Annotated in this window: 16 protein-coding genes and 1 tRNA gene; 9 read left to right on the top strand and 8 right to left on the bottom strand. The window is 37.4% G+C overall.

The genetic code is table 11. The annotated features are described in order from the left end of the window. Positions 1-7: 7 nt before the first annotated feature. Genes MLC35_RS09565 through MLC35_RS09580 form a run of 4 tightly spaced genes read right to left on the bottom strand, consistent with a single transcriptional unit; the run spans position 8 to position 2412 of the window. On the bottom strand, positions 8-466 hold the full coding sequence (locus tag MLC35_RS09565; RefSeq protein ID WP_434636738.1) for a hypothetical protein: 459 nt from the start codon (positions 464-466) through the stop codon (positions 8-10). Beyond that, the gene (locus MLC35_RS09570) at positions 460-1041 is read right to left on the bottom strand and encodes an aminotransferase class IV family protein (RefSeq protein ID WP_346389590.1); all 582 of its coding nucleotides are present in this window, start codon (positions 1039-1041) and stop codon (positions 460-462) included. The genes MLC35_RS09565 and MLC35_RS09570 overlap by 7 nt, the downstream gene beginning before the upstream one ends. Beyond that, positions 1034-1957: a cysteine synthase A gene (gene cysK, locus MLC35_RS09575; RefSeq protein WP_434636740.1), complete on the bottom strand. Its 924-nt coding sequence runs from the start codon at positions 1955-1957 to the stop codon at positions 1034-1036. Before cysK ends, MLC35_RS09570 begins: the two co-directional genes overlap by 8 nt. After that, positions 1957-2412, bottom strand: coding sequence for a low molecular weight protein-tyrosine-phosphatase (locus MLC35_RS09580; RefSeq protein ID WP_346389592.1), 456 nt, complete (start codon positions 2410-2412; stop codon positions 1957-1959). The genes cysK and MLC35_RS09580 overlap by 1 nt, the downstream gene beginning before the upstream one ends. A 77-nt stretch (positions 2413-2489) precedes the next feature. Here MLC35_RS09580 and MLC35_RS09585 point away from each other — a divergent pair, with 77 nt between their 5' ends. Further along, positions 2490-2747, top strand: a complete 258-nt coding sequence (locus MLC35_RS09585) for a hypothetical protein (protein ID WP_346389593.1) — start codon at positions 2490-2492, stop codon at positions 2745-2747. Positions 2748-2754: 7 nt separating this feature from the next. On the opposite strand, the gene MLC35_RS09590 is transcribed toward MLC35_RS09585, so the two are convergent. From MLC35_RS09590 to MLC35_RS09600, 3 genes are all read right to left on the bottom strand, one after another. Then, on the bottom strand, positions 2755-3207 hold the full coding sequence (locus MLC35_RS09590; RefSeq protein WP_151899592.1) for a YaiI/YqxD family protein: 453 nt from the start codon (positions 3205-3207) through the stop codon (positions 2755-2757). Positions 3208-3298: 91 nt separating this feature from the next. Beyond that, positions 3299-5716 carry an endopeptidase La gene (lon, locus tag MLC35_RS09595; protein ID WP_346389594.1) on the bottom strand — a complete coding sequence of 806 codons (2418 nt, stop codon included), beginning with the start codon at positions 5714-5716 and terminating at the stop codon, positions 3299-3301. An 18-nt stretch (positions 5717-5734) separates the two neighbouring features. Beyond that, positions 5735-6472 carry an outer membrane protein assembly factor BamD gene (locus MLC35_RS09600; protein ID WP_418640661.1) on the bottom strand — a complete coding sequence of 246 codons (738 nt, stop codon included), beginning with the start codon at positions 6470-6472 and terminating at the stop codon, positions 5735-5737. A 114-nt stretch (positions 6473-6586) separates the two neighbouring features. On the opposite strand from MLC35_RS09600, the gene mntA reads away from it, so the two are divergent. The 4 genes from mntA to MLC35_RS09620 all read left to right on the top strand — a co-directional run bounded on the left by mntA (position 6587) and on the right by MLC35_RS09620 (position 8496). After that, positions 6587-7009 (top strand): type VII toxin-antitoxin system MntA family adenylyltransferase antitoxin, encoded by a 423-nt coding sequence (gene mntA, locus MLC35_RS09605; RefSeq protein WP_346389596.1) that lies wholly within the window; start codon positions 6587-6589, stop codon positions 7007-7009. Further along, positions 6978-7295, top strand: coding sequence for a type VII toxin-antitoxin system HepT family RNase toxin (gene hepT / locus MLC35_RS09610; RefSeq protein ID WP_434636744.1), 318 nt, complete (start codon positions 6978-6980; stop codon positions 7293-7295). The genes mntA and hepT overlap by 32 nt, the downstream gene beginning before the upstream one ends. Positions 7296-7383: 88 nt before the next feature. After that, a complete protein-coding gene (locus MLC35_RS09615) occupies positions 7384-8355 on the top strand; it encodes an IS30 family transposase (protein ID WP_434636706.1) in 972 nt (323 codons plus the stop codon). Between the two features lie 12 nt (positions 8356-8367). Further along, positions 8368-8496 (top strand): hypothetical protein, encoded by a 129-nt coding sequence (locus MLC35_RS09620; protein ID WP_434636746.1) that lies wholly within the window; start codon positions 8368-8370, stop codon positions 8494-8496. A 1-nt stretch (position 8497) separates the two neighbouring features. Here the strand turns inward: MLC35_RS09620 and MLC35_RS09625 are convergent. Continuing rightward, positions 8498-8573 (bottom strand) — tRNA-Phe (locus MLC35_RS09625). Between the two features lie 256 nt (positions 8574-8829). Here MLC35_RS09625 and MLC35_RS09630 point away from each other — a divergent pair. From MLC35_RS09630 to MLC35_RS09645, 4 genes are read left to right on the top strand one after another with little or no spacing between them, the layout of a single operon-like run. Further along, on the top strand, positions 8830-13236 hold the full coding sequence (locus MLC35_RS09630; RefSeq protein WP_434636748.1) for a hypothetical protein: 4407 nt from the start codon (positions 8830-8832) through the stop codon (positions 13234-13236). Further along, positions 13230-13856, top strand: coding sequence for a type II secretion system protein (locus MLC35_RS09635; RefSeq protein WP_346389599.1), 627 nt, complete (start codon positions 13230-13232; stop codon positions 13854-13856). Before MLC35_RS09630 ends, MLC35_RS09635 begins: the two co-directional genes overlap by 7 nt. After that, positions 13856-14779, top strand: coding sequence for a type II secretion system protein (locus MLC35_RS09640; RefSeq protein ID WP_434636750.1), 924 nt, complete (start codon positions 13856-13858; stop codon positions 14777-14779). Before MLC35_RS09635 ends, MLC35_RS09640 begins: the two co-directional genes overlap by 1 nt. Next, positions 14755-15255: a hypothetical protein gene (locus MLC35_RS09645; RefSeq protein ID WP_151899584.1), complete on the top strand. Its 501-nt coding sequence runs from the start codon at positions 14755-14757 to the stop codon at positions 15253-15255. Before MLC35_RS09640 ends, MLC35_RS09645 begins: the two co-directional genes overlap by 25 nt. Positions 15256-15258 lie beyond the last annotated feature (3 nt).

The following is a 15258-nucleotide window of genomic DNA, read 5'->3' on the forward strand; positions in this document are numbered from 1 at the left end:
TAGCGTCTTATTTTATAAACTTGGAGTTTTCCGGATTTGAGAGAAAAGATGCCATGGAGTTTTTCACTCCGCTTTCGTCTATATCAGCTTCTTGTTTCTTTCTTTCCTCTTTATATGCAGATATATTAATCAAAACCGGAGTTTCATCGATAATAATCTGTAAAATACTCAGCAAGGGTACATGTACAACACTTCCAAAATTTTCACTGCCAAAACCTGCCTCAAAAATTAAAATATCATCCTCTATTCTGGCAGTCTCAAATGTATATCCTGCCAAAAAGAAAAGTGTCAACGGACGAAACTCAGCGTTTATACTTTCCGGTAGTTCCGGTGCAAAACTCACATCTTCGATTTTACATAAAATACCGAAATTCTGCTCTTTTTCAAACAGCAGAACAATCAACTCCTGAATATTTTTTTTCATTAAGTGTGCAAAATCTCTGTCTTGTATTATATTTTCTAACAAATTATATCCCTTATGTTTTCATTTGGTATTATATCAAAATCTATCATGGCATTCATCAGTGCAACCTGTTCGAAATGATTTAAATCCTCTACAGATATATCATCTTCTCTGATTTTCCCGCTCTCGAGCAACCTTGCTCTGGTCGTTCCTTCAAGCAAAGGGCTTTTTGGTGTTATCCATTCATCTTTATATTTAAAAGCGATATTGGCAATGGATGTATCTGTAATAAGAGAATTTTTTACAATAAGTATGTCATCACAAAAAGATTTTTTTTCCAGCAGCTTCTCTATTTTGCTTCTGTCATAATATTTTTTACAATACTCTATCTCATTATCAAAAACAAGTTTCAGGGTTTGAATACTCTTTTTTTTATACTGATGGTATGTGATGCTGTACTCTTCGCCATCATATACAACCCTGCACCGGAAAAATCCTGATGCGGGAGGATGTAAAATATCTTGTAATATAATGCCGGAATGCCCAACTGTTTTCTCAAGCCGTTTTTGATGGTATGCAAGATGAAACAGTTTTGCATCAACTGCTTTGATTGTTTCTAAATATTGAATTTTATTCACTGAAAAGTTCTGTACTTAAGTACCTTTCTCCCGTGTCACATAAAACGGTCACAATCGTTTTGCCTTTGAATTCTTCCCGTGAAGCCACCTGCATGGCAGCATATACATTTGCTCCTGAAGATATACCTACAAGCAATCCCTCTTTTCTTGCCAACATTCTGGCTGTTGCTATGGCATCTTCATTACTCACTTTTATCACTTCACTGTAACAGGAGGTATCTAAAATTGCAGGAACAAAACCTGCGCCTATTCCCTGAATTTTATGTGGAGCCGGACTCTCTCCTGAGAGAATTGCCGAAGCTTCAGGTTCTACTGCAAAAACAGCAATATCTGCAATATGTTCTTTCAAGACTTTCGAAGTTCCGCTAAGCGTTCCTCCCGTCCCTACAGCTGCCACAAAAGCATCCAGATTTTGCTCTGTATCACGGAGGATTTCCTGTGCCGTTGTGATTTCATGTATCTCCGGATTTGCCGGATTTTCAAACTGTTGTAAGATTATAGAGTCCGGTGTATTTTCCTGAATTTCCTGTGCTTTTTGAATGGCTCCGTTCATCCCTTTTGCAGCCGGAGTCAGTACCAGTTCAGCGCCTAAAGCTTTGAGCAGGTTTCTTCTCTCTACACTCATAGACTCAGGCATAGTTAAAATAAGTTTTAAATTTTGAGCTGCACAGTTGGCTGCCAGAGCAATTCCTGTATTTCCGCTTGTAGGTTCAATAATCGTTGTATTTGCTTGAATACGTCCTGATTCTATACCCCTGCGGATCATATTGAATCCTATTCTGTCTTTGACCGAACTTGTCGGATTCATAAACTCACATTTTCCCAATATCGTGGCACCTGTCAGCTTTGATGCCTCATTCAGCCTTACCAATGGCGTGTTGCCTACTAATTCAGTTATATTTTTTGCAATTTTCATTATTTTTCCTCTTGAAGTAATTTTACACTAAAAAGATTATTTACACAAACTTCTATCATTTTGTAGACTTCTAAAAATCCGTCAAATCCGTCAAAAAAATACGGATCCGGAACATCCTGACAATTAAATGCGAAACATCCCAGCTTTTCTATATTTTTGGCACCCAGTTTCTTGACATGCAGCCTGTTGTTTTCATCAAGTACAACTATCAACTCATATACATCAATATCTTCTTTTGTAAACTGTCTCGCTCTAAGATGGCTGATATCTATGCCGTGCATTTGTGCCACCTTGATAGAACCCTCACATGGGGGTTCGCCGATATGCCAGTCTCCTGTCCCTGCAGAGTCTATTTTTATATCTATTTTATGTTCTTGTGCTATTTTTTTGGCAATCCCCTCTGCCAACGGGGAACGGCAGATATTGCCAAGACATACAAATATAACGGATTTCATATATTTCCTATTCTTTGAGTATAATAAGTATTGCTATTTTAAAGCAATACTTATTATACAAAAAAATAGAGGCAATCATGGCAATCTACAGTAGCGACGGCAAAAAATTACTTAATGTTGAGTTTGATGTAACGCCACAGGTTGGAGATATAGTTGATGACATGCGTGTTTTATCTGTCAATCAAAAAGAGAATGAAGAATATGCCGTATTCTTGCTTGAACCAAATACACGAGTCACCTGTTATGTTTTTGATGAAATTTTCATTATCGGCAAAGAAAGTGGATTTGAAAGTTTAAATGATGCCATTTTTTCCTGGAAAAATGACGAAATCTAAAACAGTGTCATCGCATATGTTTTTGCAAAAACATGTTTAGCTGATTTGCAAAAAGTTCGGCATCTTTTGAACCAAAAGGCTTCGGACCTTGCGTCATCTCTCCCATTTCTCTGATATTCTCCATGAGATTCCGCATTGCAAGATACTGTTTGATGTTGTCTTTGCTGTAAAGTTCGCCTCTGTGATCTATTGCATGGGCATTCTTATCTATAACTCTGTCCGCCAAGGGAATATCTGCAGTGATAACCAAATCCCCCGAATGTACTTTTTGTACAATTTTATTGTCAGCCTCATCTGCACCTGCATCTACAATGACATACTCTATATTTTTTGATTTTCCAATATTGATTTTTTTATTTGCAAACACACAGGTTTTTATGCCGTACTTTTCTATTTGACGAAAAATAATCGGTTTTAAGAGGTTAGGAAAGGCATCGCCGTCTATATATATTCTCAGCATTATATTTCTCTTTTTAAACATTATAACAAATAAACAAACATTCAAAAAGGGCGTATCGTTACATGTAATTATAAATTTGGATTTTCAGGTTCTACACAAGAACCTGTTTTAATACCTCTTCTACCCGTTTGACCGGTACAATCTCAAGTGCTTCTCTTACTTCTTTTGGAATATCTTCCAAATCTCTTTCATAATTTTTTGCAGGAATCAGAGCTTTAGTCATATCGGCTTTATATGCAGCTATAAGCTTCTCTTTTAATCCGCCAATCGGCAAAACATCCCCTGTTAATGAAACTTCTCCTGTCATAGCGACATCAGAGCGCACTTTATAGGAACCGAGTATGGAAGATATAACTGTTACCATGGCTATACCCGCACTCGGTCCGTCTTTTGGCGTTGCACCGTCCGGTACATGTACATGTAAATCATACCGCTTGTAAACCTCACTCGGATCAACCTCTATAATCTCCTCTTTTTCTTTAAAGGTCAGCGGAATATTGTCTTGAGAAATTCTCAGCTTTCGTTTGTCTATAAGTGTTTTTACAACACTCATGGCAATTCTTGCAGACTCTTTCATAACATCACCCAGACTGCCTGTAAGCTGCAGATTGCCTTTGCCTTTGATGCGGATACTCTCTATTCGTAAAACATCTCCGCCTACTGCTGTCCATGCCAGGCCGTTGACTACACCGATAACAGGGACTTTGTCTGTTTTTTCAATCTCAAAGACACTTTTATCAAAAAACTGTTTTAAGTTTTTCAGTGTCACTGATACTTTTGCAACATTTTTGTGTTTTAGCAGTTCCATAGCTGCTTTTCTCGCCATTTCAGCTATACGGCGGCGTAAATTTCTCACACCTGCTTCACGTGTATAACTGTGTATCAGCTCTTTTAACGCCGGTTTTGAAATACTGAGTTCAGATTTTTTGAGTCCGTGTTTTTTAATCTCCTGCGGCAACAGATAACGACGGGCTATCTCAAACTTTTCCTGCGGTGTATATGAACTTAAGGTGATAAATTCCATTCTGTCACGCAAAGGAGCAGGAATACGCCCGACATCATTTGCTGTTGCTATAAAAATTACATTGCTCAGATCCAAATCAAAATTCAGATAATAATCGCGAAACTCGCTGTTTTGTTCAGGATCCAAAATCTCTAAAAGAGCCGCTGTCGGGTCCCCTCTTTGTGAGCGGGTAATTTTATCGATCTCATCAAGCACTATCACAGGATTCATTTTTTTCGCATCTATAAGCCCCTGTGCTATACGTCCCGGCATAGCCCCAACATAGGTACGGCGATGTCCGCGCAATTCATTCACATCTTCAAGACCGCCCAGTGCTATTCTGATAAGCGGACGTTTGAGTGCTGTTGCTATAGAGTTGGCAAGAGAGGTTTTTCCGACACCCGGAGGGCCGGAAAAACACAATATCGCTCCAGCACTTTTTTTCGCTGAGACACCGCGAAGTTCAAGCAGTTCTTTTACTGCAAAGTATTCCACGATTCTCTCTTTTGGTTTTTTTAGCGAAAAATGGTCTTTGTTGAGCTGTTCTTCCACACTCTCTATGCGAAGCGGTTTTTTTGCCAAATCGCCAAAAGGAAGATCCAAAGCCCAGTCAAGATATGTCTGCGTCATAGAAGCATCCGAAGAATCCGGGTGCATACGTGCAAATCGTTCAAGCTGTTTGCTTATCTCTTTGTAGGCATCTTCTCCCATTTTTTCTTTTTTGGCTTCAAGCTTTTTTCTGTACTCTTCTATCTCTTCTTCTCGGGATGTGTCCGTTCCGAGTTCTTTTTGAATCTGTTTGAGCTGCTCTTTTAAGAAGTACTCTTTGTTGACTTTTTCTATATGTGTATGTACTTTTGAACGAATTTCGCGCTGAAGCTTGTTTGCCTCTATCTCATCAATCAACAGATCGATAAGATCCAAAAATCTTTTTTCTGTATCAGTTTCTACAAAAAGCTTATAAGCCTGCTCTTTTTTGAGTTTTACTGTTGAACATATCAGATCAATGATACGGTTGTGATCATGATTTTCTTCTATAGTTCGCAGTAGATCGGGCGGGAAATAGTTACTTACAGCAGCCAAAGCTCTCACTTTTTCACGCACGACTTCAAGTATTGCATCAATTTTTAAAGAATCAACCTCTGTTGACTGCATCACGTCTACATGGGCTATAAGCGGATCTTCTGCAACTTTATATAAAGATTTTGCACGGGCAAGCCCTTGAAAAAGTACTTTGACCCGTCCGTCAGGAAGCGAAACCTTTCGCATAATTGAACCTACCACACCTGCGTCATACAGTGCGTCATACTCTCTTTCACCTTCATGTCCTGGCTTAGTCGGGCAGACTATCACCAAAGAATTGTTTTCAATGGCCTTTGTTGCCGCCTTAATATTTTTTTCATCACTTAAAAAAAGCGGTGAAATCATAAAAGGATATAAAAAAAGTTCATCTTCTGCTATCACCGGGATGTCAGCAGGAAATTCTCCGTAGTTGCTTAATTTCATAAATATAGTTTCCTTATATTATTTTGTTTTATTATTGTCTGATTTAACTGTATTTCTAGAGACGACACTCTGTGTATCCGGAATCATAAAAGCATACCAGCTGGATGTACCGTCTCCTTCAAATATTTCTCTGTACCATGGTATTTTTGCACGCTCAACTTCATCCCATTTTATCCACGGTTCTACTCTTAAGGTGCGATAATATGCTGCCGATTCCGGCTTGTCTAACCTGGTATACAAATCGACAATTTCCTTGTTTAAAGAGGCATCAGCAAGATATAAATTTGTCAGCATCGTATCCACCAAAGAGTAGTACATAGAGTGCGGATAATTTTGCTTGAATGTTTTTGCATTTTTTATGGCCTCAAGTATAAGCCCTTGATCACGTCTTGGATTTGGAAGGGCCATATATTTTGCTTTAATCTTTAAAAATTCCGCGAACTCTCTCTCATTGGCATTTGCATATCTTCTGACATATTCATTTAAAAAGTGTTCAGTAAGCAGATACTCTTCATTGTGCATATGCGCAATTGCAAGAATCATGGTTGCCTCAGGCAAAAGAGGTGACCCGATATGTTCCCCCTGTAAAGAGGAATAATAGTCATCCGCTTTGTCAATATTTCCGGATGAAATAGACTCCACAATTTTGCCATACCAGTAAACAGCCGGCTTGTTGTATTCCTCCACCTCTTTTGAACACGAAGCAAATAAAATGATAAAAGAGAGAGCAAATACAAAAGAGAATTTTGATTTCATATGAAAATATCCTAATTAAATTAAATTGAATGTTATTTTATCCAAAAGTTATATAATAGGGATTAAACTAAAAAAATTTATGTGTTATAATAAATAAATAAAAGGTTCAACAAGATGGATATAAATCAAATAAAGCGTATTTTACAAAGATATGACACTGTCGAAAATGCATTACTCTTTGGGTCGTATGCAACAAATACCCAGCACAACATGAGTGACATGGATATTGCAGTGCAAACAAGCCGTGAACTCAATTTGTTTGAGATGGGTGATATTATCGCAAGCCTTGAGACGGAACTAAATCATAAAATAGATTTTGTAATATTTAATGAACTTTATAAAACATCACCACTTCTTGCCTATAATATCTACAAAAACCATACGATTCTTATACTGAATAATAAAAAAAAATATGATATCTTCAAAGAAAATGCTCTCCATTACTATCTTGATTTTAAGCATATACTTGATGAGCAAAACCTGGCATTTAGCAAAAGGATAAGTAATGGAAATATTGCAAAAACTCAAACAGCTTGAAGAAAATATAAAAATATTAGAAGAACTGAAACAAGAGATGCAAGTTGAAGACATTGCGGCAAATAAACGTTACGAATGGGAACTTCGATATGGTTTTTTTGAATCAATACAAATAATGATAGATGTCAGCTGTAAAGTGACAAATTATTTTAACCTGGGGAAGCCTGAAAATTATAAAGAATGCATAGAAATTCTTAGTAAAAATGACTACCTAAACAAATTTCATAGCCAAAAGTATATTGCAATGATAGGACTTCGAAATCTTCTTATCCATCGCCAATTCTAATATCAAGTGCAATTTTTTAAAAGTAAGTTGAAAGGTAGGGTTAACTGATAACCTGCTAATCTATTTCAACCAAAAAATAAGAAGTAGCATGAGATATAAACAATTAACCCTAGAGAAACGATACCATATTTCAGCTTTGCAAAAGGCTGGATTAAACCAAAAAGAAGTTGCAAATGAACTTGGTGTGCACCCATCAACAATAAGCAGAGAGCTTAGAAGAAATAATGATAAGATAAGAGGCTATAATGCAGAGCTAGCTCAGATTATTTCAACAAAAACTGAGATGCAAAAAAGAAAGAGACACTCACTCACGAAACCTATCGAGAAATATATCAGAGCGAAGCTAAAACAGGACTGGTCGCCAGAACAGATATCAGGTCGTATGAAACTCGATACTGGGGTATCAGTAGTTCATGAGACTATCTATCGCTACATTTATACCAACAAAAAGAATGGTGGTAAACTTTACCAGTACCTCCGACACAAAAACAAGAAGTATCATAAGCGAAGTAATGACTATATGGCGAGAGGTACTATTATAGACCGTATCATGATAGATAAGAGACCAAAGATTGTAGAGAAAAAGTCTCGCATCGGAGATTGGGAAATTGACACTGTAGTTGGTAAAGATCATAAAGGATTTTTAGTTACTGTAGTTGACAGAAAATCAAAATTTGCTATCATTAAAAATGTACCAACTAAACATGCCGAAGTAGTAACCCAAGCGCTTATAGAGATGCTCACACCAATGAAAAAGATCACTCATACAATTACAAGTGACAACGGCAAGGAATTCGCATATCATAAACAAGTAGTAGCTGCACTGAACACAGATTTTTACTTTGCTAATCCATATCACTCTTGGGAGAGAGGATTGAATGAACATACTAACGGATTAATCAGGCAGTATTTACCCAAGAAAAGCACCTTTTTAAATGTCTCAAAGGATGAAATCATTATGATTCAGAACAGACTTAACAATCGACCTAGAAAAATCCTTGGATATAAAACTCCATATGAGGTGTTTTTTAGTGAAATGAGTAAAAAGTTAGCTAGTTAAATTAGGTGGAAATTGCACTTGATATTAGAATTGGCGCATGAATATACGACAATTGACATAAAAAAACTCTATGATTTTTTAAATTCTATTGATGACTTCAAAAATTTTATACGTGAGATTAAAGAAAATATATCTGAATAAGTGGTGGCCTGTCTCGGAATCGAACCAAGGACACAGTGATTTTCAGTCACTTGCTCTACCGACTGAGCTAACAGGCCAAATTGAAGAAACGAAATTATACCTTTATGAGCTGAATATAAACTTATAAAATCCACTCTCTTTTTGTCACTTTTAACACATTTTCTCATAAATTTTAAAAATACCATAAAAAACATAGCACAATAACCTCTTTTAAAGATATTTCAGCTAAAATTTAGCAATAAAGTACGACAATTGAAACGTAGACAATTGTTTCTTTTTAACATGAGCCCCCTTTGTGGGTGCCGTGATTTTTCCTACAAAAAAGGGGATGTTATGAAAAAGTTGTTATTCCTTTCAATTTTATTTTTGACGACATTACTAAATGCAGCAGGAGATAGCTGTTCAAATGCTATAGAGCTTTCTCTGCCAAGTGAAACTGATACTTCTTTGCAAAACAGAACTTGGAGTATGGGTAGCCATTATTTCTATACTTATTACAAGTTTACCCCCTCCTCAAATGGAGAAATTGTTATCCAAACTACTGACATGGACAATGACAGTAACGCCTGGCTCTATGATGATATAGATGAATGCGTATCTTGGTGGGGAAGCACGGTTGCTTCAGATACACGTAATAACAATGACATATACATTACCTACACACTCTCTGCTGGAACAACCTATTATCTCCCTATAAGAAATTATACCGATGATGATGATTCTTTTACGCTCAATCTTTCCTTCTCTTCCTCATTTTCCTCATCTTCTATCAGTAATGATATATGCTATGACAGTATCTCAGTCAGTGGACTAAATTTTGGATTTATAAATGTTCTCAGCAAAACAACTATTCCTATCAGAAATATTTCAAATGGTGATTTATCTGATGTACAGGTAGTTCTGGCATCTGATTCGCTTTTTTCAGCTTTTTCAAACTGTGATGTTTTAGATGGTGACGGCAGTGAAACATGTTCACAAACAAGTGATTTGAGTTTTTTCAATACTTTTACAGCCTTTAACAGTGGTGTCACATATGATTTACAAACACTTATATCAAACAATTCAAAAAGCGCTTATGTTGAATCACTCTTTAGTTTTTTAAACAGTAACGATTATGATTTATTGGCAACATATACAAAAGACGGCACGACATACAGTGGAAAACTTTCACAATGTAAAAATGATACAAACGAGACTTCAGATGGTCGTCCTTTTACCATTAGAAATCCGGATGACACCAGAAATATTCGAGGTAATGTCAAAATCATCGGAAACACTGTTCTATGTGAAAAAGACAGTAATGGTCAATGCAAGGAAACCTCTGATCCAAACAATGACACTACTTTAAGTTACATTAAAGAGCTAGATGGTTTCACCAATGCTTCAAAAGCAAAAATAAGCGGTATTCCGGATACTGCAGAGGTAGTGTGGGCAGGATTTTATGCCCAAGGATATACAAATGAATCGCTAGAAACAGTTCGAGCAGATCTCAACTCTCAGCCCATGTACCTTATAGCACCGGACAACACTCTTTTCCCGCTGTATCCGGAAGTGATTGATTCCTTACAGTGGGTTGGCTACACCTATTCAACCTTTAGTACCGTCAATGCTCTCATTGGAAAAAAAGGGAGTGAGATAAACGGCTGGTGGACAGGTGCAAATATCAAGGCTAGCGAAGGAAAAGATACATCCTTGGGCTATTTTGGAGCATGGACACTTGTTGTTATATATAAAGACAGCAGTGAAAGCTTTCGTAACATTACTGTGTTTGATGGCTATACTAACATTTCATCATACAACAGAGAAGAGACCATAGATTTAAGCGGTTTTTTAACCCCGAAAGCAGGAGATATCAACTCTACTTTTTCTTTCTTTGCAGGGGAAGGGGATATAGCCTATACTGGAGATGAACTCTATTTTAACGGCTCTCAAATTGGAAACTCCAACAATGTCATGTACTCACATACCAGCGGATTTGAGAAAGAGCCAAGCTTAACAAACAATTTTGGTATAGATATTCAAAATATAGATATCGGTACATCCGGAGCAGACTTGCTAGGATACAAAGACACCAGTGCTACAGTACGCTTTACATCAAGTGGAGATTCATACTACCCAAGTATGTTTGTTTTCACAACAAACCTTTATACCCTTGATATCTGTTATGACTACACCTATGGACAAAATGGATACTATACTACAGCACCAAGTATCAAACCTGCACTTATTGATGGAACTTTCAACAAAAGTACACCACTTGACCTTAAAGTCTATTTCAGAAACAGAGAAAATTCTGACACTACTATTAACAACTTGAACATAGATATACTAAACCTTGAAGAAGCCGTTTATCATTTAAACTCGACAAAAATAGCTAAAACAGATACCACTGTGACAAATATTGATGATAATATTTTAGATATTGCATCGGACAAAAGTTATGTTAAGAACATCCCTATTGGTAGCTTTGGAAGTTTGGATTATTTTTATCTCTACTATAGTTTAGACCTGAATCAAAGTACTCTTTCAGAAGTACCGGTTGACATAGAGTTTCGCTATGATTTGACGGTTGACGGTATTGGATTAGGGACATACAGCACTAAATTAAGTGACATGGATCCTTGCCAGCCGACTCCAGGCTACGAACCGGTTCCAGATATTTTCAATATTGTTCAAGCCGGAGAAACAAAGAGTGATGATCCTTACTATTATTTTAATATTCCAACACAGGTCGTCAACAGAGTGGGGAACTTTTTATTAGAATCAATGGATCCCAATGATTTAAACAAATCAAAAGCTGTCAGCAAGGCACAGGATGTCAATATTACAATGGTAAATATGTCAGGTTTTCATTATACCAATGCAACCTGTACAGATCCTGACAACAGTATTGTAATAGGCACGCCTGTAAGCACACACTTTAATATTAATGATACAACCGTCAGTATTGATAAAGATGCAATGCGTACTGCAGCAGTCTTTTCCAAAGCCTCTCAAAATGCGGCCTTTAGAATTATTTATACAGATGAAAACAACAATACGAAAAGCATCTGTTCAAGAGACAACTTTGCCATTCGCCCGGAAAGCTACTCTTTTAAATTTACAGACTATAATCACTCAAATCCGTCACAAAAAAGTTTTATCATAGACAATAACGGCAGCAACATAAAAACTGCCCACTTGGCTGCGGGGTACAATTACCTCTTGACCATGAATGCAACGGACCATCTTAACAATACACCTGTCCTCGGTTACACCACAAGTAGTCTTGATGCAAATATGACATGGCAGGGAACTTCTTCACTTGTTTGTAACGATGAAAGCAATATTACACTCGAACATCCTTTTGTCAATGGTGTTGCAGAAACGAACACAACATGGAACAATGTCGGATCATACAAACTTCATATTATTGATACAAAATGGACAGCGGTTGATTCTCTCTATCTTGATCATCATACAGCTCCGTATTTTCAAACAGGAGCGGACTGTATACAAAACTCATCTGCAGTCGAAGATGAAAGTTCTGCTTCCAAGAATGGTTGTAACATATCTTCGGTGCATCATAATAATGACTATTCCCAAGATTTTCAGGATATGCTTGTATTTTATCACCCTTACAGATTTGATCTCAATGCAACTGCAGGAGGAACAGCTGTTACTCCTACTATCGGCTTGCTGTTTACTCCTGTGCCAGGCACCACACCGTATATCTATATGGCAGACATTAACAATACACTGGATGAGAATATGTCCTACCATTTAAACGGGAGCATTACAGCTTTAGGTGAAAACAATGTCACCCTTTCAAACTTTGTAGACCAATGTTATGCAGTACCTTTAGATATAAACATTTCTACAAGCAACAGAGACTTGAATGACTCAAAGGGGAATCATGTTCCCTACAGAATACGTTTTCATGACATTAATTCGAGTGGCAGTATTATAAATGCATTGGATATCAATCTTACAGAAACAAATCCCGCACTGCAGTCTAATGACATACGCATTCAAACTGCTCAAACATATTTTCCTAAAAATTTAAACGGTACTATGCAGACACGCTTAAATATGAACTATATGAGAGAAAAAGACACTGCTGTCAATCCGACAACACTCACCTTTATAAAGTATCAGGTCAACTGTACAAATGCGGTAGCTGATTGTACTTTTAATGCTGACCTTATAAACAGCAAGACAACAAAAGGGATTAAAGATTTAAATTCGACAATACCCGTCAGGCACTATTACGGGCGCACAAATGCACCGAGACAGACTGTTTTAGGTTCTGACGGCAATGTTTCTGTATACTATGAAGTATTCTGCAACGGAGCTACATGTAACAAATCATTACTTCAAGACGGGAACAGTTCAACATCAACAGATGATCCGCGTTGGTTTGTCAATACCAACCATACTAGCGATGCAGGAACGGCTGCACAAACAGCCACAGTGCAAAAGAATGGTGTAAATGTAAGTATTACCAGAGAAGCCAACGGAAATCATCCTGACTATATTGGAGTACACTACAATGGAAGCAGCGGATATCCGTACAAGGCAACAATGGAAAACAATGCCTCAGGCTGGCTCATTTATAACAAATACAATGCCAATGCCGCAACCAATGAGTTTCAGGTAGACTTTGTCAATCCTAATGCAAACTGGGCCGGCATATATGAAACAAATGCCACAACCAATAAAAATGCTTCTGATAATACCAACAGGAGACTTATGTGGTAAAAAAAAGCGCTTTTACGCTCATAGAGCTTATTTTTGCCATCGTCGTGATTGCAATTACTGTCATCTCTTTGCCAATGATGAATCAGTCCATTTCAAAAGGAATTGATTCAAATCTGCTGCAAGAAGCCATTTTTGCAGCAGCAACAGAACTCAATGAAGCAACAACTGCCCAATGGGACGAAGCTTCCATAGATGAAAACGCAAGTACAACTGTCAGTCAGGTTATAAACCTCGACGGCTTATGTGAAAACAATCAATCCAGTCAACGCTACCGATTAAAACCCGGACATATTCTGGAACCGCTTCATAGAAAATGTTTAAACAATTTAAATCAAACAGCACTCCATTCCAATACCAACCCGGACGTTGATGCAGTTGAAGACAAAGCACATGGATACAGAAATATATTTTTAAACTTAACACCGGGGCAGGAAGGGTACAAGCAAGACTTTAACTCTTCACTTGTCATCAGCTATAACCCTGTATTTGACGGAATTCAAAGACCTAATATGAAAAAATTAACCATTACAGTTAAAGATGAAGAAGGTAATGTTGTTACTTCTTTATTTACCTATGTTGCAAATATCGGCGGCATAGACTACTATAAAAGGTCCTATTAATGAAAAATCGTTTTGCTTTTACTATGCTTGAATTAGTATTTGTCATTGTCATTATGGGAATTATAGGAAAATTCGGCGTGGAATTTTTGGCACAGGCCTATAACAGTTTTATATTTTCAAAAATAAATCATGAACTCCAGTCAAACAGTGAAGCTGCGGTTGAACTCATAGCAAAACGGCTCGAAGGTCGCATAAAGGATTCTGTGATTGCCAGAGAAGCAAATAAAAATTTTGATCCGATCGGAGACGTAAATAATTCAAAAACCTATGCAGTGTTAGAATGGATTGGCAGTGATACGGACGGCTTTCGCGGTATTTCAGATACCACTGCAACCCATCTTCCTAATTGGAGTGGCATTATAGATCTGGATGCAGGAAACAGCAATACATTGGTATCTCCGGAGACCAATACCACAAAAACAAATACTTTGATTGCTATACTCTCAAGTGGTACTGCAGGAATAAATGACAGCGCCATCTTCTTTACAGGGGCAGACAGTGACATCCGTACCGGCTATGGCTGGGATACAAATACAACGATAATAAATGCCCAAAAAGGTGCTATGCACCCTGTCCAAAGTGTAGCCGGACAACCGACACAGTTTACATCTTCTACAGGTACAGACTTCAGCGGTGTCGATATTTACGAGTATTACAAATTAGCATGGACTGCCTATGCCGTAGCTATGGAAGACTATAATTCAACTACAAAAATGGGTAATTTATATCTATATCACAATTATCAGCCATGGCAGGGAGAACAATATGATGACAACAATGACAGCCTCCACAAATCATTACTTATGCAAAATGTCAGTACCTTCCGATTTACCGCTATAGGTTCTATTATGAAGATTCAGGTATGCACGAAAACAGACTTGGCAGAGGAGTACTCTTTATGCAAAGAAAAAACAGTATTTTAAAAGGGAAGCGTTCAGGTATTGCCATGATTATGGCGATTGCCGTTATTGTCATTATTGCAACCATAATGGCTTTAGCCATTTCTCTTACTTCCCAAACAACCAAACGCACGACAGATGTCTATCTGTATGAGCAGTCTGTACTTCTTGCGCACAGTGCAGCAGAATATGCACTTTTGCGGATTTCGCAAACTCCACCTTGTACTGATTTAGATACAACATTCACGCAAGACACACTTTACAATATAACAATCAAACTACAATACATATATTATGATGATCCAAATACACCTTTAGTCAATGAAGCACAAGCTGTTTGCAATGCTATACCTGCTGCCAACAGAGGCATACTCTATACAACTGTTACCACACCCGAACAAAACGGTTCTGTCCTTATGGATGTAACTGTAGATGTAAATGATACAACAGTTGCCAGTGAACCTGTCAGATATTTCAAAAGAACTCTGCAAAAATTATAGATT

The sequence above is a fragment of the Sulfurimonas sp. NW7 genome (genome assembly GCF_051132265.1).
Lineage (GTDB): Bacteria > Campylobacterota > Campylobacteria > Campylobacterales > Sulfurimonadaceae > Sulfurimonas > Sulfurimonas hydrogeniphila.

Coding starts and splice junctions, on each gene's coding strand:
- cysK (WP_434636740.1), bottom strand. CDS start 1,957: ATGAAAATTGCAAAAAATATAACTGAATTAGTAGGCAACACGCCATTG.
- MLC35_RS09580 (WP_346389592.1), bottom strand. CDS start 2,412: ATGAAATCCGTTATATTTGTATGTCTTGGCAATATCTGCCGTTCCCCG.
- MLC35_RS09585 (WP_346389593.1), top strand. CDS start 2,490: ATGGCAATCTACAGTAGCGACGGCAAAAAATTACTTAATGTTGAGTTT.
- MLC35_RS09590 (WP_151899592.1), bottom strand. CDS start 3,207: ATGCTGAGAATATATATAGACGGCGATGCCTTTCCTAACCTCTTAAAA.
- lon (WP_346389594.1), bottom strand. CDS start 5,716: ATGAAATTAAGCAACTACGGAGAATTTCCTGCTGACATCCCGGTGATA.
- MLC35_RS09600 (WP_418640661.1), bottom strand. CDS start 6,472: ATGAAATCAAAATTCTCTTTTGTATTTGCTCTCTCTTTTATCATTTTA.
- mntA (WP_346389596.1), top strand. CDS start 6,587: ATGGATATAAATCAAATAAAGCGTATTTTACAAAGATATGACACTGTC.
- hepT (WP_434636744.1), top strand. CDS start 6,978: ATGGAAATATTGCAAAAACTCAAACAGCTTGAAGAAAATATAAAAATA.
- MLC35_RS09615 (WP_434636706.1), top strand. CDS start 7,384: ATGAGATATAAACAATTAACCCTAGAGAAACGATACCATATTTCAGCT.
- MLC35_RS09630 (WP_434636748.1), top strand. CDS start 8,830: ATGAAAAAGTTGTTATTCCTTTCAATTTTATTTTTGACGACATTACTA.
- MLC35_RS09640 (WP_434636750.1), top strand. CDS start 13,856: ATGAAAAATCGTTTTGCTTTTACTATGCTTGAATTAGTATTTGTCATT.
- MLC35_RS09645 (WP_151899584.1), top strand. CDS start 14,755: ATGCAAAGAAAAAACAGTATTTTAAAAGGGAAGCGTTCAGGTATTGCC.